Source organism: Streptomyces sp. NPDC053432 (assembly GCF_055585365.1).
In genome coordinates, this window is record NZ_JBVJKF010000005.1 from 365,922 (window position 1) to 386,707 (window position 20,786).

Annotated in this window: 21 protein-coding genes; 3 read left to right on the forward strand and 18 right to left on the reverse strand. The window is 69.5% G+C overall.

What is annotated here, in order from left to right:
• The first annotated feature begins 45 nt into the window (after positions 1–45).
• From ACZ6Y1_RS12015 to ACZ6Y1_RS12025, 3 genes are all read left to right on the forward strand, one after another.
• Positions 46–1,311 carry a sensor histidine kinase gene (locus ACZ6Y1_RS12015; RefSeq protein WP_469626462.1) on the forward strand — a complete coding sequence of 422 codons (1,266 nt, stop codon included), beginning with the start codon at positions 46–48 and terminating at the stop codon, positions 1,309–1,311.
• Entirely contained in the window at positions 1,308–1,952 is a 645-nt protein-coding gene (locus ACZ6Y1_RS12020) for a response regulator (RefSeq protein WP_469626465.1), read from the forward strand. Before ACZ6Y1_RS12015 ends, ACZ6Y1_RS12020 begins: the two co-directional genes overlap by 4 nt.
• 125 nt (positions 1,953–2,077) lie before the next feature.
• The gene (locus ACZ6Y1_RS12025; RefSeq protein WP_469626468.1) at positions 2,078–3,982 is read left to right on the forward strand and encodes a glycosyl hydrolase family 18 protein; all 1,905 of its coding nucleotides are present in this window, start codon (positions 2,078–2,080) and stop codon (positions 3,980–3,982) included.
• 87 nt (positions 3,983–4,069) lie between these two features.
• Here ACZ6Y1_RS12025 and ACZ6Y1_RS12030 read toward each other — a convergent pair whose 3' ends face one another.
• The 18 genes from ACZ6Y1_RS12030 to ACZ6Y1_RS12115 form a co-directional block, all read right to left on the reverse strand.
• Positions 4,070–4,516 carry a DUF2550 domain-containing protein gene (locus tag ACZ6Y1_RS12030; RefSeq protein ID WP_384588951.1) on the reverse strand — a complete coding sequence of 149 codons (447 nt, stop codon included), beginning with the start codon at positions 4,514–4,516 and terminating at the stop codon, positions 4,070–4,072.
• Between the two features lie 122 nt (positions 4,517–4,638).
• On the reverse strand, positions 4,639–5,016 hold the full coding sequence (locus ACZ6Y1_RS12035) for a F0F1 ATP synthase subunit epsilon (RefSeq protein ID WP_365165847.1): 378 nt from the start codon (positions 5,014–5,016) through the stop codon (positions 4,639–4,641).
• Positions 5,017–5,157: 141 nt separating this feature from the next.
• Positions 5,158–6,600, reverse strand: a complete 1,443-nt coding sequence (gene atpD, locus ACZ6Y1_RS12040; protein WP_183067350.1) for a F0F1 ATP synthase subunit beta — start codon at positions 6,598–6,600, stop codon at positions 5,158–5,160.
• Positions 6,600–7,517, reverse strand: a complete 918-nt coding sequence (locus ACZ6Y1_RS12045) for a F0F1 ATP synthase subunit gamma (RefSeq protein WP_469626472.1) — start codon at positions 7,515–7,517, stop codon at positions 6,600–6,602. The genes atpD and ACZ6Y1_RS12045 overlap by 1 nt, the downstream gene beginning before the upstream one ends.
• A 20-nt stretch (positions 7,518–7,537) precedes the next feature.
• Positions 7,538–9,133, reverse strand: coding sequence for a F0F1 ATP synthase subunit alpha (gene atpA / locus ACZ6Y1_RS12050; RefSeq protein WP_384746993.1), 1,596 nt, complete (start codon positions 9,131–9,133; stop codon positions 7,538–7,540).
• Positions 9,134–9,263: 130 nt separating this feature from the next.
• Positions 9,264–10,079, reverse strand: a complete 816-nt coding sequence (locus ACZ6Y1_RS12055) for a F0F1 ATP synthase subunit delta (protein WP_469626476.1) — start codon at positions 10,077–10,079, stop codon at positions 9,264–9,266.
• Positions 10,076–10,588 carry a F0F1 ATP synthase subunit B gene (locus ACZ6Y1_RS12060; protein ID WP_376658939.1) on the reverse strand — a complete coding sequence of 171 codons (513 nt, stop codon included), beginning with the start codon at positions 10,586–10,588 and terminating at the stop codon, positions 10,076–10,078. Before ACZ6Y1_RS12060 ends, ACZ6Y1_RS12055 begins: the two co-directional genes overlap by 4 nt.
• Before the next feature lie 70 nt (positions 10,589–10,658).
• Entirely contained in the window at positions 10,659–10,892 is a 234-nt protein-coding gene (gene atpE, locus ACZ6Y1_RS12065) for an ATP synthase F0 subunit C (protein WP_355965164.1), read from the reverse strand.
• 78 nt (positions 10,893–10,970) lie between these two features.
• Positions 10,971–11,810: a F0F1 ATP synthase subunit A gene (atpB, locus tag ACZ6Y1_RS12070; protein ID WP_376658952.1), complete on the reverse strand. Its 840-nt coding sequence runs from the start codon at positions 11,808–11,810 to the stop codon at positions 10,971–10,973.
• Positions 11,811–12,020: 210 nt separating this feature from the next.
• Positions 12,021–12,458, reverse strand: coding sequence for a hypothetical protein (locus ACZ6Y1_RS12075; protein WP_403880424.1), 438 nt, complete (start codon positions 12,456–12,458; stop codon positions 12,021–12,023).
• A 275-nt stretch (positions 12,459–12,733) separates the two neighbouring features.
• Positions 12,734–14,068 carry an MraY family glycosyltransferase gene (locus tag ACZ6Y1_RS12080; protein WP_469626480.1) on the reverse strand — a complete coding sequence of 445 codons (1,335 nt, stop codon included), beginning with the start codon at positions 14,066–14,068 and terminating at the stop codon, positions 12,734–12,736.
• A gap of 113 nt (positions 14,069–14,181) precedes the next feature.
• The gene (locus ACZ6Y1_RS12085; protein WP_469626483.1) at positions 14,182–15,414 is read right to left on the reverse strand and encodes a serine hydroxymethyltransferase; all 1,233 of its coding nucleotides are present in this window, start codon (positions 15,412–15,414) and stop codon (positions 14,182–14,184) included.
• Between the two features lie 200 nt (positions 15,415–15,614).
• On the reverse strand, positions 15,615–16,244 hold the full coding sequence (locus ACZ6Y1_RS12090; RefSeq protein WP_469626486.1) for an arsenate reductase/protein-tyrosine-phosphatase family protein: 630 nt from the start codon (positions 16,242–16,244) through the stop codon (positions 15,615–15,617).
• On the reverse strand, positions 16,241–16,888 hold the full coding sequence (locus ACZ6Y1_RS12095) for an L-threonylcarbamoyladenylate synthase (protein WP_469626489.1): 648 nt from the start codon (positions 16,886–16,888) through the stop codon (positions 16,241–16,243). The genes ACZ6Y1_RS12090 and ACZ6Y1_RS12095 overlap by 4 nt, the downstream gene beginning before the upstream one ends.
• A 49-nt stretch (positions 16,889–16,937) precedes the next feature.
• Entirely contained in the window at positions 16,938–17,783 is an 846-nt protein-coding gene (gene prmC, locus ACZ6Y1_RS12100; protein ID WP_202199703.1) for a peptide chain release factor N(5)-glutamine methyltransferase, read from the reverse strand.
• Between the two features lie 67 nt (positions 17,784–17,850).
• On the reverse strand, positions 17,851–18,930 hold the full coding sequence (gene prfA, locus ACZ6Y1_RS12105) for a peptide chain release factor 1 (RefSeq protein WP_469626493.1): 1,080 nt from the start codon (positions 18,928–18,930) through the stop codon (positions 17,851–17,853).
• A 127-nt stretch (positions 18,931–19,057) separates the two neighbouring features.
• Entirely contained in the window at positions 19,058–19,276 is a 219-nt protein-coding gene (gene rpmE / locus ACZ6Y1_RS12110) for a 50S ribosomal protein L31 (protein ID WP_007266580.1), read from the reverse strand.
• A gap of 171 nt (positions 19,277–19,447) precedes the next feature.
• Complete coding sequence (locus ACZ6Y1_RS12115) at positions 19,448–20,548, reverse strand: LCP family protein (RefSeq protein ID WP_469626496.1); 1,101 nt, start codon at positions 20,546–20,548, stop codon at positions 19,448–19,450.
• Positions 20,549–20,786 lie beyond the last annotated feature (238 nt).

The window sequence follows — 20,786 nt, forward strand, 5'->3', positions numbered from 1 at the left end:
AGGCTCCCGTCCGGCCGGTCCCGATACGTCGTCTCCACTGACCATGTGGGCCTGCATCGTTCGATGTACCCGCACCTCGCCCTCTCCGCCGAGGTGCGGAGCCCGCACACCCTGTTGGATGGGACCGTGACCCGGAAGAACCTGCGCCCCCACCGTGACGACGTCCTCCTCGCGGTGGTCAGCACGGCCGCGGGCCTGCTGTTCTGGTCGCTCGGCGTCTACAGCAGCCCCGGCCGGGACGCGCTGCCGGCCTGGGCGGCCCTGGTCCCGCTCGTGCTCCTCGGCTCGATGGAACTGGTGCGCCGGACCCTGCCGACCCTGACCCTGGCCGTCGGCACCGCCGGGGTGATCGCCGACCAGTTCACGGTCGGCAGCCTCGCCACCGTCGTGATCTTCACGGATCTGATGTACGCAGCCGTCGTGTACGGCACGCCCTCCATGGCCCGCCGCCTTCCCGTCACCACCGGCCTGATCACCGTCGTGGTCACCATCGCGTCGGTGGCCTGGCTGCGCACCCCGCAGGCCCTGCTGATCGGCACGATCACCGGCATCGTGAGCTTCGCCCCCGCACTGACCGGCGCCACCCTGCGCAATCACCGGGAGGCCGCCGAGGCCGCCCGGCTGCGCGCCGAGCAGACCGCGCTGCTGGCCGAGATGGACCGCAGCCAGGCCGTGGCCGCCGAGCGGGCCCGGATGGCGCGGGAGCTGCACGACATGGTGGCCAACCACCTCTCGGCCATCGCCATCCACTCCACCGCCGCGCTGACCATCGACCGGGTGGAGACCAGCCGGGAGGCGCTCGGGGTGATCCGGGAGAACAGCGTGCAGGGGCTGGCCGAGATGCGTCGGCTGATCGGGCTGCTGCGCGACGCCGGGGCGGAGCAGGAGGCGGCCGCCGTGCCCTCTCTGGACGGGCTGGAGGCCCTCCTGGAGCAGGCCCGGACCAACGGATCGGCGAGCGGGCTGGACTTCGTGCTCGCCGACGAGCGGCCCCCCGGCCTGGCCCTGCCGGCGCCGGTGGAGCTGGCGGCGTACAGGATCGTCCAGGAGTCGCTGACCAACGCCCTGAAGCACGCCTGCCCGGGCACGGTCACGGTCCGCGTGGTGCGCACCGACGCCGCCCTGACAGTGGCGGTGGACTCCCCTTACGGGGACCGCCCCGGCCCCCGCGCGCCGGGCTCCGGGGCCGGGCTGGTCGGCATGCGGGAGCGGGCGGAACTGCTCGGCGGGGAGTTCGAGGCGGGCCACAGCGGTGGATCGTGGCGGGTGCGGGCGATCCTGCCCGCGGAACTGGAGGCGGTGGAGGCATGACCATCCGGGTGGTGGTGGCGGAGGACCAGAGCGCGGTACGAGCGGGACTGGTGCTGATCCTGCGCAGCGCGGGCGACATCGAGGTGGTGGGCGAGGCCGCCGACGGGGAGGAAGCGGTGCGCCTGGCCCGGGAGCTGCGGCCGGACCTCGTCCTCATGGACGTGCAGATGCCGAAGCTCGACGGGGTGTCGGCGACCCGCCAGGTGGTCGCGGACGGGCTGGCGGACGTCCTCGTACTGACCACCTTCGACCTCGACGCGTACGTGTTCGGGGCGTTGCGGGCGGGCGCGGCGGGCTTCCTGCTGAAGAACGCGGAGGCGGCGGAGCTGATCGGGGCGGTACGGACCGTGGCGCGCGGGGAGGGCCTGATCTCCCCGGCGGTGACGCGGCGGCTGATCGCGGAGTTCGCGGCCCCGGCGCGCCCGGCCCGGCCCGCCGCCCCGCCGGCCCTGGAGACGCTGACCCGCCGGGAGCGCGAGGTGCTGTCGTGCCTGGGCGAGGGGCTGTCGAACGCGGAGATCGCCGTACGGCTGGACATGGCGGAGGCGACGGCGAAGACGCACGTGAGCCGCCTCCTGGGCAAGCTGGAACTCCGCAGCCGCCTCCAAGCAGCCGTACTGGCACAGGAGTTGGGCCTCTAGCAGAGCCCCGCGGACACCGGTCTGGACCTCTTGACGGTTGGTCCAGACCTTTCTACGCTCACCGCAACACTGTGGTGAGCGTGCCATGACAAAGCGTGCTCACGGGCGGCGCAGGTCCCACCCCCATGTCGACGTCGGCCCCACGACGCAGACGGACCTACGGAGGAGCACCCTTGAGCACAGCATCCCCACCCCGCACCAGGCGCAGCCGGTTCTTCACCAGAGTCGCGGCCGTCGTCGCCGCCCTCGCCGTGCCCGTCACCGGGCTCGTCGCGCTCGCCGGACCGGCCCAGGCCGCCGCTTCCGCGACCGCGACGTACACCAAGGTCTCCGACTGGGGCACCGGCTTCGAGGGCAAGTGGACGGTCAAGAACACCGGCACCACGACCATCACCTCGTGGACCGTCGAATGGGACTTCCCCGCCGGCACCGCGGTCACCTCCGCCTGGGACGGCACCGTCACCAGCTCGGGCACCCACTGGACCGGCAAGAACGTCGGCTGGAACGGCACCCTCGCCCCCGGCGCCACCGCCAGCTTCGGCTTCAACGGCACCGGCGGCGGCTCCCCCAGCGGCTGCAAGGTCAACGGCGGCTCCTGCGACGGCACCACCCAGCCCGGTGACGCTCCCCCCACCGCACCGGGCACCCCCACCGCGAGCGGGGTCACCGAGACCTCGCTGACCCTGAGCTGGGGGGCGGCCACCGACGACAAGGGCGTCAAGAACTACGACGTCTACCGCGGCGGCACGAAGATCGCGACGGTCACCGGCACCACGTACGCGGACTCCGGGCTGACCAAGGCCACCACGTACACCTACACCGTCACCGCCCGCGACACCATCGACCAGACCGGCCCCTCCTCCGGCAGCCTCGCGGTCACCACCACCGGCGGCACCACCGAGCCCCCGCAGCCCGGCGGCCCCGTCAAGCTCGGCTACTTCACCGAGTGGGGCGTCTACGGCCGCAACTACCACGTGAAGAACCTGGTCACCTCCGGCTCGGCCGCGAAGATCACCCACATCAACTACGCGTTCGGCAACGTCCAGAACGGCCAGTGCACCATCGGTGACGCCTACGCCGACTACGACAAGGCGTACACCGCCGACCAGAGCGTCGACGGCGTCGCCGACACCTGGGACCAGCCGCTGCGCGGCAACTTCAACCAGCTGCGCAAGCTGAAGAAGCAGTACCCGAACATCAAGGTCCTGTGGTCCTTCGGCGGCTGGACCTGGTCCGGCGGCTTCGGCCAGGCCGCGGCCAACCCGGCCGCCTTCGCCCAGTCCTGCTACAACCTGGTCGAGGACCCGCGCTGGGCCGACGTCTTCGACGGCATCGACATCGACTGGGAGTACCCGAACGCCTGCGGTCTGTCCTGCGACACCAGCGGCGCGGCCGCGTTCAAGAACCTGATGTCGGCGCTGCGCGCGAAGTTCGGCGGCTCCAACCTGGTCACCGCCGCGATCTCCGCGGACGGCTCCAACGGCGGCAAGCTCGACCTGGCCGACTACGCGGGCGCCGCGCAGTACGCGGACTTCTACAACGTCATGACCTACGACTTCTTCGGCGCGTGGGACGCCAAGGGCCCGACCGCACCGCACTCCCCCCTCACCTCGTACGCCGGCATCCCGATCGCCGGCTTCAACTCCGAGGCGGCCATCACCAAGCTCAAGGGCAAGGGCATCCCCGGCTCCAAGCTCAACCTCGGCATCGGCTTCTACGGCCGCGGCTGGACCGGCGTCACCCAGGCCGCCCCTGGCGGCACCGCCACCGGCCCCGCGCAGGGCACCTACGAGCAGGGCATCGAGGACTACAAGGTGCTGAAGAACAGCTGCCCGGCCACCGGCACCGTCGCCGGCACGGCCTACGCCAAGTGCGGCAGCAACTGGTGGAGCTACGACACCCCCGCCACGATCGCCGGGAAGATGACCTGGGCCAAGCAGCAGGGACTCAAGGGCGCCTTCTTCTGGGAGTTCAGCGGCGACACCACGAACGGTGAACTCGCGAACGCGATCCACACCGGTCTCCAGTAAGGCCGGCGGGGCAGTAAGGACGGAAGCCGGGAAGACGGGTCCGCCCCCGTCTTCCCGGCTTCTCCACGTCCTGTACGCGGTACGCGCCTACGCGACGTTGACCCTCTGCCCGGGCGGGGCGGCCTCCAGCCACGCCAGGAACCCGGTCAGCGCGTCCTCGCTCATCGCCAGCTCCAGGCGCGTCCCCTGGTGGAGACAGCCGAGCACGACGGCGTCGGACAGCAGGGCCAGCTCTTCCTCGCCCTCGGGCGCGCGGCGCGCGATCACCTCGATGGAGGCCCGCTCCAGCACCCGGCGCGGGCGGTGCGCATAGCTGAAGACCCGGAACCACTCGATGCGGTCACCGCCGTAGCGGGCGACCCCGTACACCCAGCCCTTGCCGGACACGTCGGGTTCCTCGGCCACACCCCAGCGAAGGCTGCAGTCGAAGGTGCCGCCCGAACGCTGGATCAGACGGCGCCGCAGCCCGAACACGAACAGCCCGATCACCACCAGGGCTACGACCAGGCCGCTCACAAGCAGAGCGAGGAGCATCTTCACCGACCTCCTCGCTCATCGAATACAGACGAAAAACAGACCTGCATCGCCTCAGCCGCGACCCGCTCCGGATAATTCCGGAACGGACCGCGGCTGAGGTTTCACACAGTGGTACGGGGTCAGTGCCCCGCACTTACGGCGCGCAGCCGGACTTCGGCGCGTCGCTCGGATGCCGCATCGGCGTCCGACTTGGCGCGCTCCAGTGCCCGCTCCGCACGCTGGACGTCAATCTCGTCCGCGAGCTCGGCGATCTCGGCCAGCAGGGACAGCTTGTTGTCCGCGAACGAGATGAATCCGCCGTGCACCGCGGCGACGACGGTGCCGCCCTCGCTGGTACGGATGGTCACCGGGCCCGATTCCAGCACACCGAGAAGCGGCTGGTGACCGGGCATGACGCCGATGTCGCCGGACGTGGTGCGGGCGACAACAAGGGTGGCCTCGCCGGACCAGACATTGCGGTCCGCCGCGACCAGCTCGACGTGCAGCTCAGCAGCCAAGGTGGCTCCTCGGGTCACCACCCGGCGGGTCAGCCGGGTGTTGGGTCAAATTCTAATGGGCGTGGGGAGAGGGACGGGACACACCCGCCCCTCTCCTTCGAAACCTGCGAACCGGATGCGCTCCTCGCGGAGCGCACCGGATCAGGAGACGCCCAGCTCCTTGGCGTTGGCCTTCAGGTCCTCGATGCCACCGCACATGAAGAACGCCTGCTCGGGGAAGTGGTCGTACTCACCGTCGCAGATCGCGTTGAACGCGGTGATCGACTCGTCGAGCGGAACGTCCGAACCGTCCACACCGGTGAACTGCTTCGCCACGTGGGTGTTCTGCGACAGGAAGCGCTCGACACGACGGGCACGGTGGACGACGAGCTTGTCCTCCTCGCCCAGCTCGTCGATACCGAGGATCGCGATGATGTCCTGGAGGTCCTTGTACTTCTGCAGGATCCCCTTGACACGCATGGCGGCCGCGTAGTGGTCCGCCGCGATGTACCGCGGGTCGAGGATGCGGGACGTCGAGTCCAGCGGGTCCACGGCCGGGTAGATGCCCTTCTCGGAGATCGGACGGGAGAGAACCGTCGTCGCGTCGAGGTGGGCGAAGGTGGTCGCCGGCGCCGGGTCGGTCAGGTCGTCCGCGGGGACGTAGATCGCCTGCATCGAGGTGATCGAGTGACCGCGGGTCGAGGTGATGCGCTCCTGGAGGAGACCCATCTCGTCGGCCAGGTTCGGCTGGTAACCCACCGCGGAGGGCATACGGCCGAGCAGGGTCGACACCTCGGAACCGGCCTGGGTGTACCGGAAGATGTTGTCGATGAAGAACAGCACGTCCTGCTTCTGAACATCGCGGAAGTACTCCGCCATGGTCAGACCGGCGAGCGCGACGCGCAGACGGGTGCCCGGGGGCTCGTCCATCTGGCCGAAGACGAGCGCCGTCTTGTCGATGACGCCCGAGTCGCCCATTTCCTCGATGAGGTCGTTGCCCTCACGGGTACGCTCACCGACGCCCGCGAACACCGACACACCGTCGTGGTTGTTGGCGACGCGGTAGATCATTTCCTGGATCAGAACGGTCTTGCCGACACCGGCACCACCGAACAGACCGATCTTTCCACCCTTGACGTACGGGGTGAGAAGGTCGATGACCTTGACGCCGGTCTCGAACATCTCCGTCTTGGACTCGAGCTCGTCGAAGCTCGGGGCCTTGCGGTGGATGGGCCAGCGCTCGGTGACCTCGGCGTTCGCCTCGGGGTAGTTGAGCACCTCACCCAGGGTGTTGAACACCTTGCCCTTGGTGAAGTCGCCGACCGGGACGGTGATGCCCTCGCCCGTGTCGGTCACCGGGGCCTGGCGGACCAGACCGTCGGTGGGCTGCATGGAGATGGTGCGGACCAGGCCGTCACCCAGGTGCTGGGCGACCTCAAGGGTCAGCGTCTTGAGCGCGCCGTCCTCGGCCGGGTCGGCGACCTGGACCTTCAGCGCGTTGTAGATGTCGGGCATCGCGTCGACGGGGAACTCCACGTCGACGACCGGGCCGATGACCCGGGCGATGCGGCCCGTGGCAGCGGCCGTCTCAACAGAGGTCGTCATTACTTGTCACTCCCCGCGGTCGCGTCGGCCATGGCGCTGGCGCCACCGACGATCTCGCTGATTTCCTGGGTGATTTCGGCCTGGCGGGCCGCGTTGGCAAGCCGGGAGAGGCTCTTGATGAGGTCTCCGGCGTTGTCGGTCGCCGACTTCATCGCGCGGCGGCGGGCAGCGTGCTCGGAAGCGGCGGCCTGCAGCAGCGCGTTGTAGATGCGGCTCTCGACGTAGCGCGGCAGAAGGGCGTCGAGGACGTCCTCCGCCGACGGCTCGAACTCGAACAGCGGAAGGATCTCGCCCTTCGCGCCGTCCTCCTCCACAGCCTTCTCAAGACTGAGCGGCAGCATCCGGCCGTCCACCGCGTTCTGCGTCATCATCGACACGAATTCCGTGTAGACGATGTGCAGCTCGTCGACGCCGCCTTCGGCCGTGTCCAGCTGGATGGCCTCGATCAGCGGCGCCGCGACGCGCTTGGCGTCGGCGTAGGCCGGGCTGTCGGTGAAGCCGGTCCACGAGTCCGTGACCTTGCGCTCACGGAAACCGTAGTAGGCGACACCCTTGCGGCCGACGATGTAGCTGTCGACCTCCTTGCCCTCAGCCCGCAGCCGCTCGGTGAGCCGGTCGGCCTGCTTGATGGCGTTCGAGGAGTAGCCGCCGGCCAGACCGCGGTCGCTCGTGATGAGCAGGACCGCGGCGCGGGTCGGCGCCTCGACCTCGGTGGTCAGGGCGTGCTTGGTGTTCGAACCGGTCGCCACCGCGGTCACCGCACGGGTGAGCTCGGTCGCGTACGGCATCGACGCCGCCACCTTGCGCTGCGCCTTGACGATGCGCGAGGCGGCGATCATCTCCATCGCCTTGGTGATCTTCTTGGTCGCCGTGATGGCACGGATGCGACGCTTGTAGACCCGGAGCTGCGCTCCCATGAGTCAGGTCCCTTCCGTCGTCACTTGGAGACGTTGACGGCCGGAACGTCCTCGCCCAGGAGCTTTCCGTCCGAGGTCTCGAACTGGCGCTTGAAGGCGGCGATCGCGTCGGCGATCGAGCCCAGCGTGTCGTCCGACATCTTGCCGCCGTCGGCGATGGAGGTCAGGAGGTCCTTGCGCTCGCGGCGCAGGTGCTCCAGCAGCTCCGACTCGAAGCGGCGGATGTCCTCGACCGGGACGTCGTCCATCTTGCCGGTGGTGCCGGCCCAGACGGAGACGACCTGCTCCTCGACGGGCATCGGCTGGTACTGGCCCTGCTTCAGCAGCTCGACCATGCGCTTGCCGCGCTCCAGCGAGGCCTTCGACGCGGCGTCCAGGTCGGAACCGAAGGCGGCGAACGCCTCCAGCTCGCGGTACTGGGCCAGGTCGACGCGGAGACGGCCCGAAACCTGCTTCATGGCCTTGTGCTGGGCGGAGCCACCGACGCGGGAGACCGAGATACCGACGTTCAGCGCCGGGCGCTGGCCCGCGTTGAACAGGTCGGACTCCAGGAAGCACTGGCCGTCGGTGATGGAGATGACGTTGGTCGGGATGAACGCCGACACGTCGTTCGCCTTGGTCTCGACGATCGGCAGACCGGTCATCGAACCGGCGCCCATCTCGTCGGACAGCTTCGCGCAGCGCTCCAGCAGACGGGAGTGCAGGTAGAAGACGTCACCCGGGTAGGCCTCACGGCCCGGCGGGCGGCGCAGCAGCAGCGACACGGCGCGGTAGGCGTCGGCCTGCTTCGACAGGTCGTCGAAGATGATCAGGACGTGCTTGCCGGCGTACATCCAGTGCTGGCCGATGGCGGAACCGGTGTACGGCGCCAGGTACTTGAAGCCGGCCGGGTCGGACGCCGGGGCGGCGACGATCGTCGTGTACTCGAGCGCGCCGGCCTCTTCCAGGGCGCCGCGAACGGACGCGATGGTCGAGCCCTTCTGGCCGATGGCGACGTAGATGCAGCGGACCTGCTTGTTCACGTCGCCGGAGCGCCAGTTGTCACGCTGGTTGATGATCGTGTCGACGGCCAGAGCGGTCTTACCCGTCTGACGGTCGCCGATGATCAGCTGACGCTGGCCACGGCCGATCGGCACCATCGCGTCGACGGCCTTGTAGCCGGTCTGCATGGGCTCGTGCACCGACTTACGGACCATTACGCCCGGGGCCTGCAGCTCGAGGGCGCGGCGGCCTTCGGTCGCGATCTCGCCGAGGCCGTCGATCGGGTTGCCGAGCGGGTCGACAACGCGGCCGAGGTAGCCCTCGCCGACACCTACGGAGAGAACCTCACCGGTGCGGTGCACCGGCTGGCCCTCCTCGATACCGCTGAACTCGCCGAGGACGATCGCACCGATCTCGCGCTCCTCGAGGTTGAGGGCGAGACCGAGGGTGCCGTCCTCGAACTTCAGCAGCTCGTTCGCCATGGCGGAGGGCAGGCCCTCCACCTTCGCGATGCCGTCGCCGGCAACGCTGACCGTTCCGACCTCCTCGCGCGAGGCCGCGTCCGGCTGGTACGACTGGACAAAGTTCTCCAGTGCGTCCCGGATCTCCTCCGGCCGGATCGTGAGCTCCGCCATCTGGGTTCCCTGCTCTCCTTGTTGGGCCTGAAGCTTCTTAGGGGTCTGGGGGCGACCCCCAGGAATCTTCTGCAAGTTCTGCACGGCCCAACCGGGCCGCTAGGAATGCGTTGTACTACTTGGTGGCTGGTCAGCCGGCCATGCGACGGGACGCCTCGGAGAGACGCTCCGCGATGGTGCCGTCGATGACCTCGTCACCGACCCGCACCTGGATTCCGCCGAGGACCGCGGGGTCCACGTCGAGGTTCAGGTGCATCTGGCGGCCGTACAGCTTCGCCAGCACCGCGCCGAGACGCTGCTTCTGCACGTCGCTGAGCGGAACCGCGCTGGTCACGGTGGCGACCATGCGGTTGCGGCGCTCCGCGGCGAGCACGGAAAGGGACTCGAGTCCCGCTTCCAGGCTACGTCCACGCGGGTGCGTGACGAGACGCGTGACCAGGCGCTCGGTGACGGCGTTCGCCTTGCCTCCGAGCAGGCTGCGCAGCAGCTCGCTCTTGGCGGAGGCGGTGGCCGCCCGGTCGGTCAGCGCGGCACGCAGCTCGGTGTTCGAGGAGACGATCCGCCCGAAGCGGAACACCTCGTCCTCGACGTCGTCGAGCGCGCCGGCCTTCTGGGCCGCCGTGAGGTCGGCGGTGGCCGCCAGCTCCTCCAGCGAGTCGACCAGGTCACGGGACTGCGACCAGCGGGACCGCGCCATGCCGGACACCAGGTCGACGGTCTCGCCGCCCACCTGGCCGGACAGCAGTCGGCCCACCAGCTCGGCCTTGGCCTCACCGGACTGCGCCGGGTCCGTGATGACCCGACGCAGCGAGACCTCACGGTCGAGCAGCGCGGTGACGGCTGCCAGCTCGCCGGCGAGCTTCGCCGCGTCGACGGACGAGTTGTCCGTCAGCGCGTCGAGACGCTCGCGCGCGGAGGCCAGCGCCTCGCGGCTCGCTCCGTTCATCGGGCCGCCTCGGCCTTCTCCTCGAGCTCGCTGAGGAAGCGGTCGATCGTACGGCTCTGCCGGGCGTGGTCCTCAAGGGACTCGCCGACGAGCTTTCCGGCCAGGTCGGTGGCAAGCTTGCCCACGTCCTGACGCAGCGCCTGAGCGGCGGCCTTGCGGTCGGCCGCGATCTGGGCGTGGCCGGCAGCGATGATCTCCTCACGCTGCCGCTGGCCCTCTGCGCGCAGTTCTTCCTTGAGCGCAGTGCCCTGCTCCAGCGCTTCCTGGCGCAGGCGCGCGGCCTCGTGCCGGGCTTCGGCGAGCTGGGCCTTGTACTGCTCCAGAACGCTCTGAGCCTCGGTCTGAGCGGCTTCTGCCTTCTCGATACCGCCCTCGATCGCCGCGTGGCGCTCGTCCAGAACCTTGTTGATGTTCGGGAGGAGCTTCTTCGCGAGGAAACCGAAGACGATGACGAAGGCGATCAGACCGATGACGAGCTCGGGGATCGGCGGAATGAGAGGGTTTTCCATCTCAGCCGCGAGAACCAGGAGGTTCACATCAGTGCCTTTCGTCTAATCGGACTAGTGGGTGCAGCTCGTCTTAGTAGACGAACGGCATGACCAGACCGATGAGGGCGAGCGCCTCACAGAAGGCGAAGCCGAGGATCTGGTTGGCGCGGATCAGACCGGCGGCCTCGGGCTGGCGGGCGAGGGCCTGGGTGCCGTTACCGAAGATGATGCCGACGCCGACGCCGGGGCCGATGGCCGCGAGGCCGTAACCGATGGAGCTGAGGGAACCGGTGACGCCTTCGGCGGCGGCGAGGATCTGGGACATGCCAGTTCTTCCTTCTCTTTCACGGATCCGGTGGGGGTTGGCCACCGGACGACAAGGGGGTTTGGGAGTGGGCCGGACTCAGTGGTGCTCGGCGAGCGCGCCCTGGATGAAGCTGCAGGCCAGGAGGACGAAGACGTACGCCTGGACAGCCTGGATGAAGAGCTCGAAGGCGGTCATCACGATCACCATCACGAACGAGACACCCGCGTAGGCGATGCCGATGCCGTTCAGCAGGTACCAGCTGGCGATCGTGAAGAGCAGCAGCAGGGTGTGACCGGCGAACATGTTCGCGAAGAGTCGGACCGCGTGGGTGAACGGGCGCACCAGGACGTTCGAGAAGAACTCGATGACCATGACCAGCGGGAGGACCGGGCCGAGCGACTTGTCGTAGCCCGTCAGGTTCTTGAAGCCGCCGACGAAGCCGTGACGCTTGAACGTCACCGACATCCAGATGAAGTACACGATCGCGGCGAGGATGGCCGGGTACGCGATGATCGCGGTCACCGGGAACTGGGCCACGGGGACGATCGACCAGACGTTCAGGATCCACACGAAGAAGAACAGCGAGACCATGAAGGGGACGTACTTCTCGCCCTCCTTCTTGCCCAGCGTCTCGTAGACGATGCCGCGGCGCACGAAGTCGTAGCCGGCCTCGGCGACCATCTGGAGCTTGCCCGGGACGACCTTCGGCTTGCCGAAGGCGGCCCAGAAGAAGCCCACGATGATCAGGGAGCCCAGGAGGGCCAGCAGCATCGGCTTGTTGAAGTACGTGCTGGTGGTGCCGGGTTCGCCCCACAGCGGCTCGAAGAGGAACGAGTGCAGGCCCGGGCCGGGGAAGCCACATCCGTCGAAGATGTGACAGTCGGTCTCGAAGGCGAGGACCTGCGTCGGGTCAGCACTCACCGCGGGCTCCTTCAGCGTGGCGCATAGGTACGGCAACCTCGTTGTGTCGGCGCGGCGCGAAGCCGCGGTTCGGCACTGGACTGGTGTTACGGATGGTGGGGCGGCATTCAGGCATCGAGCCTCGCGATGGAACAGGCGTCAGCTCAGGTGCCCGCGCCCGCAGTGCCGCATATGGCACCGGACGATAGCAGGATCTCGAACGCGCACTTATCCCGGCCCTACCCTTCACGTCTTCGGTCCCGAATTTCCGGGCTTGTCGCCCGGAGTCGAGTCCGGTTCCACGTAAAGGATCTTGGCCTTCATGTGAGCACGGGTCTGTGCGCCGATCCACACGAGGGTGGTGGCCACGAGCGTGATCGCGAATGCCTTGGGGTTGAACAGAGTGGTGTTCTTGAACGCGGCGAGAAAGACGAAGAGCAGCAGGATCTGGGCCGCGTAGAGCATGAGCCCCATGGCCTGGAAGAGATGCGGAAGTGATTTCGCCGTGCGCTGCAGAACGACGAATCCGATGCCCATGAACAGGATCACCAGCAGCGTCGCGATGACGGCCCCGAGCGCACCCTTGCCGCCGACCACGACGGCACTGATCGCAGCGGCGACAGCGCCGGCGACAGCCGTGGGTACAGCGGCTTGCAGGAGAGATCGGACGTCGTTTGACCGCATGGCGGTTTGCTCCGCGTGGTGGTGGGGGCACGGGACTCGTACGGGACGAGCGTAAGCCCGGTCCGAGTGAGGTCCTCGGGCCAATGGACCGTCGCACTACGGTCCTTCGGCTCTGTCGCCGGGTTTAGTGAACGGTATCACAAACTATTTGATGAGAGCTTTACCTGGTGGGTGTGCTGACTGTCACACATGAGAGGGACCCTGCGCGTGTGTGCGCGACAGGCAAGTGTCTTGTCTGCTAAAGGGCGTTCATGTCGGACATGCGCCCCCCGTCGTCAGCGCGCCGATTCGGCCTTACGCCGGTCGGGGAAGCGCGAACGGGGGCCCACGGCGGTCGCCCCGTTGACGCCCGACACACCCGCCGCGACCGGCCTGGCGGGCGCCGGTTCGGCGCCCGAGACGTCCCGGAGGGCCGCTTCCGCCGCCGCCTCGGCGGCTCGCGCCGCATGCCGGTAGCGCGGCGGGACCAGACCCTCCGCCCAGCGCGGGGCGCGCGGGGTGAAGCGCGGCAGGAGCAGCAGGATCAGGCCGACGGCGCTCAGCGCGGCGATGGCGAGGACGATCCACATCGAGGTGGAGTGCACCGAGTAGGCCACCGCGCCGAAGGCGATGAGTCCCGACCAGAAGTACATGATGAGCACCGCGCGGCTGTGCGAATGCCCGAGCTCCAGCAGCCGGTGGTGCAGGTGTCCGCGGTCGGCGGCGAACGGCGACTGGCCCTTCCACGTACGCCGGACGATGGCCAGGACCAGGTCGGCCATCGGGATCGCGATGACGGTCAGCGGCAGGATCAGCGGGATGTAGGCGGGGAGCATCGCGTGCGTCGCGTTGCGCTCACCACCCGCGAACAGGGCGAGCGCGTCCGGGTCCACCTGGCCGGTCAGGGAGATCGCCGAGGCGGCCAGCACCAGACCGATGAGCATCGATCCGGAGTCGCCCATGAAGATCCGGGCGGGGTGCATGTTGTGCGGCAGGAAGCCCAGGCACATGCCCATGAGGATGGCGGCGAAGAGCGTCGCGGGGGCGGCCGACTCGATGCCGTAGCCGAACCAGATCCGGTACGCGTAGAGGAACAGCGCGGCGGCCGCGATGCAGACCATGCCCGCGGCCAGGCCGTCGAGGCCGTCCACGAAGTTCACGGCGTTGATGGTGATCACGACGAGGGCGACGGTGAGCAGGTTGCCCTGCCACTGCGTGAGCGGGACCGTGCCGATGCCCGGGACGGGGATCCACAGGATGGTCAGACCCTGCATGACCATCACGCCCGCGGAGATCATCTGCGCGCCGAGCTTGATCAGGGCGTCGAGCTCGAACTTGTCGTCGAGGACGCCGACCAGCCAGATCAGCGCCGCTCCGGAGAGCAGTGCGCGCGGTTCGTTCGACAGCTCGAAGACGCCGTTGAGGTTGCGCAGGTGGTCGGCGACCAGCAGTCCCGCGCACAGTCCGCCGAACATGGCGATGCCGCCCAGCCGCGGCGTGGGCTCGCGGTGCACGTCGCGGGCGCGGATCTCCGGCATGGCCCCGGCCGCGATCGCGAACTTCCGCACGGGCCCGGTCAGCAGGTAGGTCACCGCGACCGTGACGCAAAGCGTCAGCAGATATTCACGCACTGGCTGCCCCAGATGTATCGCCGGCCATCTCAGCCCCACACATTAGCTGCGATGTCCCCTCCACCGAGGACGCGAGGGGGCCGTATCCCGGTTGCAGTACGCCCCGCTCGCCCCTATTGATCCCCGTAAGGGGGAAATTCGCTCGTGAGATCGCCGACCTCCGTACGGGTCTGCGCGCCCTCCCCGCGCAGCGCGCGGGCGAAGAGGCGCGCGATCTCGGTCATCTGGGCCTCCCCCATCCCCTGGGTGGTGACGGCCGCGGTGCCGAGCCGGATCCCGCGCTGGTCCCCGTACGGGAGGGCGCAGGTGTCGAGCACGATCCCCGCGGCGGCCAGCAGACCTCGGGCGGTCGGCCCGTCCAGACCCAGGGGCGCCGGATCGGCGGTGATCAGGTGAGTGTCGGTGCCGCCGGTGGTGATCGCGAACCCGTGCTTCTCCAGCGCCTGCGCGAGGGCCCGGGCGTTGGCGACGACCCGGTGGGCGTAGGTGGTGAAGGCGGGCGTCGCCGCCTCCCCGAACGCGACGGCCTTGGCGGCGATGGTGTGCATCTGGGCGCCGCCCTGCGTGAAGGGGAACACCGCACGGTCGACGCGCTCGGCGAACTCGGAGCCGCACAGGATCATGCCGCCGCGCGGGCCGCGCAGCACCTTGTGGGTCGTCGCGCACACGATGTCGGCGTACGGGACGGGACTGGGCGCGGCCCCGCCGGCCACGAGCCCGATCGGATGGGCCGCGTCGGCGATGAGGTAGGCACCCACCTCGTCGGCGATCTCCCGGAACGCCGAGTACTCCGGATGCCGCGGATAGGAGATGGACCCGCACACGATCGCCTTGGGCCGGTGCGTGCGGGCCAGCTCCTGCACCTGCCGGTAGTCGATGAGCCCCGTCTCGGCGTCGACCCCGTAGCCGACGAAGTCGAACCAGCGGCCGGAGAAGTTGGCGGGCGAGCCGTGCGTCAGGTGCCCCCCGTACGGGAGCCCCATCGCCAGCACGGTGTCCCCGGGCCGCAGCAGCGCCGCGTAGGCGGCCAGCACGGCGGAAGAGCCCGAATGCGGCTGCACGTTGGCGTGCTCGGCGCCAAACAGCGCGGTGGCCCGCTCCACGGCGACCCGCTCGGCCACGTCGACGTACTCGCACCCGCCGTGGTAGCGGGCGCCCGGGTACCCCTCCGCGTACTTGTTGGCGAGCGCCGACCCGAGCGCGGCCAGTACCGCGCTGGAGGTGAAGTTCTCGGCGGCGATCATCTGCAGCGTACGGGCCTGCCTCTGCCGCTCCCCGGCGAGTACGTCCGCCATCTGCGGATCCTGCTGCCGCAGGAGTTCCGTGGGCTGGGTGATGACGCTCATGACTCGACTCCCGCGCGTGGGGTACCGGTACGAGCCACTGTAGGCCGGGTCCCCCGCCGACGCCCGTGCGGCAGGGCCGCAGGGCGGTTCCAGCCTGTCCGGCGTTCGAGGACCGGGGTCCGGGGGCGGAGCCCCGGAAAACGGAGAAAGGGCGGGGCGGGGAGCAGCTCCGCGCAGCGGCCCGCCCGCGCCCAGGGGGGTCAGCGCGAAGCGGGAACGCCCGTCAGGGCGGTGACGACCGGCTCCAGAGCCTGGTTGATCTCGTCGCCGATCGACCGGAAGAACGTGATCGGCGCCCCGTACGGGTCGTACACCTCGTCCGCGTCGAGCGACGGCGCCAGCAGCCACCCCCGCAGCGCCGCGGCGGCCCGTACCAGCGCCCTCGCCCGCTCCGCCATCCCGTCGTCCAGCGGCGGCAGCGTGGCCGGGTCTATGGCCCGTACGAGCCGCGTGAACTCCTTCAGCGTGAAGGTGCGCAGCCCGGCCGAGTGCCCCATCGAGATGACCTGCGCCCGGTGGTCCCGCGTGGCGGTCAGCACCAGGTCGGCCCGGATCACGTGCTCGTCCAGCAGTTCCCGGCCGGTGAAACCGGACGCGTCCGCTCCGAAGTCCGCCAGCACCGCGGCCGCGTTCGCCTCCATGGGAGCGCCTTCGTGGCCCCACGTACCGGCGCTCTCCACGATGAGGTCCCCGCTGACGAGCCCGCCCAGCCGGTGCGACAGGGCGTGCCGCGTCAGCCGCTCGGTGATCGGCGAGCGGCACACGTTGCCGGTGCTGACGTGGAGTATGCGGAACGAGTCCTTCGCTATGCCACGCCCCTCAGGGCTCACGGGGCGACCTCGAGGTCGGGTACGACCTCCCGCAGCTGCTCGGCGGTGAGCGCACCGGCCCGCAGCAGCACGGGAACCTTGCCCGTGACGTCGACGATCGACGACGGCTCGATGCCGGGCGTCGGCCCGCCGTCCAGGTACACGGACACGGAGTCCCCGAGCATCGCGCGCGCGGCTTCGCAGTCCTCGGGCGCCGGCTGGCCGGAGATGTTCGCCGAGGAGACGGCCATCGGGCCGACCTCGGTCAGCAGCTCGATCGCGACGGGGTGCAGCGGCATGCGCACGGCGACGGTGCCGTCGGTGTCGCCCAGGTCCCACGCCAGCGAGGGCTGGTGCTTGGCGACGAGGGTCAGCGCGCCCGGCCAGAAGGCGTCGACGAGCTCCCACGCCTGCTCGGAGAAGTCCGTGACCAGGCCGTGCAGGGTGTTCGGGGAGCCGATGAGCACCGGGGTGGGCATGCCGCGGCCGCGGCCCTTGGCGGCGAGGAGGTCGTGGACGGCCTCCGGGCTGAAGGCGTCCGCGCCGATCCCGTACAGGGTGTCGGTGGGCAGCACGACGAGCTCGCCGCGGCGCACGGCTGATGCGGCTTCGCGCAGGCCCGTCTTGCGGTCCGTAGCGTCGTTGCAGTCGTATCGCCGGGCCATCAGCGGGCCTCCTCAAGCAGCAGGGGGGTGACTGGAAGGATCGCGCCCATCACGGCATGGCCTTGCGGGCGGTCGCGAAACGAGGGCGGTTGTTCAGGTCGGGATGGTCCGCGGCATCGGCCCAGCCCCGCTCGTCGGCGAAGATCCAGGGGACCTGGCCGCCCTGGGTGTCGGCGTGCTCGATGACCACGATGCCGCCGGGCCGCAGCAGCCGGTGCGCGGTGCGCTCGATGCCGCGGATGGTGTCGAGGCCGTCCTCGCCGGAGAAGAGGGCCATCTCCGGGTCGTGGTCGCGGGCCTCGGGGGCGACGTACTCCCACTCGGTGAGCGGGATGTACGGCGGGTTGGAGATGACGAGGTCCACCTGCCCGTCCAGCTCGGGCAGCGCGCTGAGCGCGTCGCCCTGGTGGACGGTGACCCGCGAGCCCTCGGCGTTCTTGCGGGTCCACCGCAGCGCGTCCTCGGACAGCTCGACGGCGTGCACGCGCGAGCGCGGCACCTCCTGCGCCATGGCCAGCGCGATCGCACCGGAGCCGGTGCAGAGGTCGACGATCAGCGGCTCGACGACGTCCATCGCGCGGACGGCGTGTATGGCCCAGTCCACGACGGACTCGGTCTCGGGCCGGGGCACGAAGACCCCCGGCCCGACCTGGAGCTCCAGGTACCGGAAGAAGGCCCGGCCGGTGATGTGCTGGAGCGGCTCGCGCGCCTCGCGGCGGGCGACGGCCTCCCAGTAGCGGGCGTCGAAGTCCGCGTCCTTGACGTGGTGCAGTTCCCCCCGTTTGACGCCGTGCACGAAGGCCGCGAGCTCCTCCGCGTCGAAACGCGGTGAGGGCACGCCGGCGGCGGCCAGCCGCTGGGTGGCCTGGGCCACCTCGGCAAGCAGCAAGTTCACGCTGGTCCTCCGGGCTGCTGTCGTACGGGGGGTGGTACGGGTGGTTACCGCGGTACTGCGCGGCCGCCTACTGCGCGGCGGCGAGCTTGGCCGCGGAGTCGGCGTCGACGCAGGCCTGGATGACCGAGTCGAGGTCGCCGTCGAGCACCTGGTCCAAGTTGTACGCCTTGAAGCCGGTGCGGTGGTCCGAGATCCGGTTTTCCGGGAAGTTGTACGTGCGGATCTTCTCGGAACGGTCCACGGTGCGCACCTGGCTGCGGCGCACGTCGGAGGCCTCCTGCTCGGCGGCTTCCTGCGCCGCGGCCAGCAGGCGCGAACGCAGGATGCGCATGGCCTGCTCCTTGTTCTGGAGCTGGCTCTTCTCGTTCTGGCAGGAGGCGACCACACCGGTCGGGATGTGCGTGATGCGCACGGCCGAGTCGGTGGTGTTGACGGACTGGCCGCCCGGGCCGGAGGAGCGGTACACGTCGATGCGCAGGTCGTTCGGGTTGATCTCGACCTCGACCTCCTCGGCCTCCGGGGTGACGAGCACGCCGGCGGCGGAGGTGTGGATGCGGCCCTGGGACTCGGTGGCCGGAACGCGCTGGACGCGGTGCACGCCGCCCTCGTACTTCAGGCGGGCCCACACGCCCTGGCCGGGCTCGGTGGCGCCGTTGCCGCCCTTGGTGCGGACGGAGACCTGGACGTCCTTGTAGCCGCCGAGCTCGGACTCGGTGGCGTCGATGATCTCGGTCTTCCAGCCCACGCGCTCGGCGTAGCGCAGGTACATGCGCAGCAGGTCGCCGGCGAACAGGGCCGACTCGTCGCCGCCCGCGCCTGCCTTGACCTCGAGGAGCACGTCCTTGTCGTCGCTGGGGTCGCGCGGGACCAGCAGCAGGCGGAGCTTCTCGGTGAGCTCCTCGCGCTGCGCGGTCAGCTCCTTGACCTCGGCGGCGAAGTCCGGGTCGTCGGCCGCGAACTCCTTGGCCGTCTCGATGTCCTCGGCCGCCTGCTTCCACGCCCGGAAGGTCGCGATGATCGGGGTCAGCTCCGCGTAGCGCTTGTTCAGCTTGCGCGCGTTGGCCTGATCCGAGTGGACCGAAGGGTCGGCGAGCTTCTTCTCGAGATCGGCGTGTTCGCCGACCAGTTCCTCGACCGCCTCGAACATCGGGAGACTCCTGGGGTAAAAGTACGAAAGGGGTGCAAGTGGTCACGGACCGGGACGACGACAAAGGCGCCGGTCCAGCCGCCCCCGCTTGGACAGGGGGCGACCGGAGACCGGCGCCTGGGTCGCGCTACTTCTTGGCCGCACCCTTGCCGAAGCGGGCCTCGAAGCGGGCCACACGGCCACCGGTGTCGAGGATCTTCTGCTTGCCCGTGTAGAACGGGTGGCACTCGGAGCAGACCTCGGCACGGATGGTGCCCTCGGTCAGGGTGCTACGGGTGGTGAACGACGCGCCACAGGTGCAGCTGACCTGGGTCTCGACGTACTCGGGGTGAACATCGCGCTTCAAGGTGTCTCCTAGATTCGGGAGGGCGCCGGGTCGCAGGAGCCGAATTGCGCACTGCGTGAACCGGGGCCGACAGACCAGTCTGCCAGGACCGGGCTGCCTGTCAAAATTCTGAGGACGCATCCCTCAACGGAGGGGGGCCGGCATCTATTCCTGCAGGCCCCGAGGACGTCGTCACTGGACGACGGAACCTGCCGTGCCCTTGTCGCCGGTGGAGTTCGCGGTGGCCTCGGCGGGGATCGGCCGGTCCGCCAGGAGGGCGTCCCAGACCAGCTGGCACTCCTTCTTCAGGGGGGCCACGCGGTTGGGGTCGACCGCGTCCGTGGTGACCGGCAGCGTGATCATGTGCATGTTCTGGGAGTCGATGCCCTGGAGGCTCTGGGCGAAGCCCATGAGGGACTTCACGTCGCCGAGCGCCTTGTCGGTGGTGAGCGCCTTGGTGCCGGTGTCGGCGAGGTCGAGCAGCTTCTTCGGATTGTCGAACAGCCCGACGGTCTTGACCTGCTTGATCAGCGCCTTGATGAAGGCCTGCTGGAGCTGTATCCGGCCGAGGTCCCCGCCGTCACCGACGGCGTGGCGGGTACGGACCAGGCCGAGCGCCTGCTCGCCGTCGAGCCGGTTGGGGCCGGCGGGGAGGTCCAGGTGGCTGTAGGAGTCCTTGAGGGGCTTGGTGGTGGTCACCTCGACCCCGCCGAGGGTGTCGATGATCTTCTTGAAGCCCGTGAAGTCGACCTCGATGTAGTGGTCCATGCGGATCCCCGACATCTTCTCGACGGTCTTGACCGCGCAGGCGGCCCCGCCGATCGTGTAGGCCTCGTTGAACTGCCGGCGCTGACCGCCGGGGTCGGTCTTGCCGTTGCCCGTGGGGCACGGGGGGCGGGCGGTCATCGTGTCGCGGGGTATGGAGACGATGCTCGCCTTCTTGTGGCCCTCGTACAGGTGGACGATCATCGCCGTGTCGGCGCGGGCGGAGCCGCCGTCGTCCTGGCCGTACTCGGAGTTGTCGCCGCCGCGGGAGTCGGAGCCGAGGACGAGGATGTCCATCGAGCCGTTGTCGATGTTCTGCGGGCGGTCGGTGCCCAGCGCCTGGTCGATGTCGACGGTCTTCAGGTTGCCGTTGAGCTTGAAGTAGAACCAGCCCAGGCCCGCCCCGCCCAGCAGGACCACACCGGCCGCGCTCCAGGCGGCTATGACGAGGCCCCTGCGGCGCTTCGCGGGTTTACGGCGTCGCCGGCCAGCGGCACGGTGGCCGGCGCCGTTGCTGTCCTGGCTCATGCTCTCCTCAGTCCTGGAATGCGGTCCCCTGTCCCTTGACACAGACGGCCGAACGTCCTCCAGGGTTCCACGGGCGCGGGGGCCCCCGGACCGGGGCGAGAGCAGCACGTTCCACGACAAACCCTCTGTAACCCCACCCTCACCTGCGGTTTCCCGCCGGGGGGCGGCACGGCGGCCCCGGGGGCGGACCGGGCCGCCGTGTGGCGAAGGTCGCACCGTAAGCACGCGGCCGCCCCCG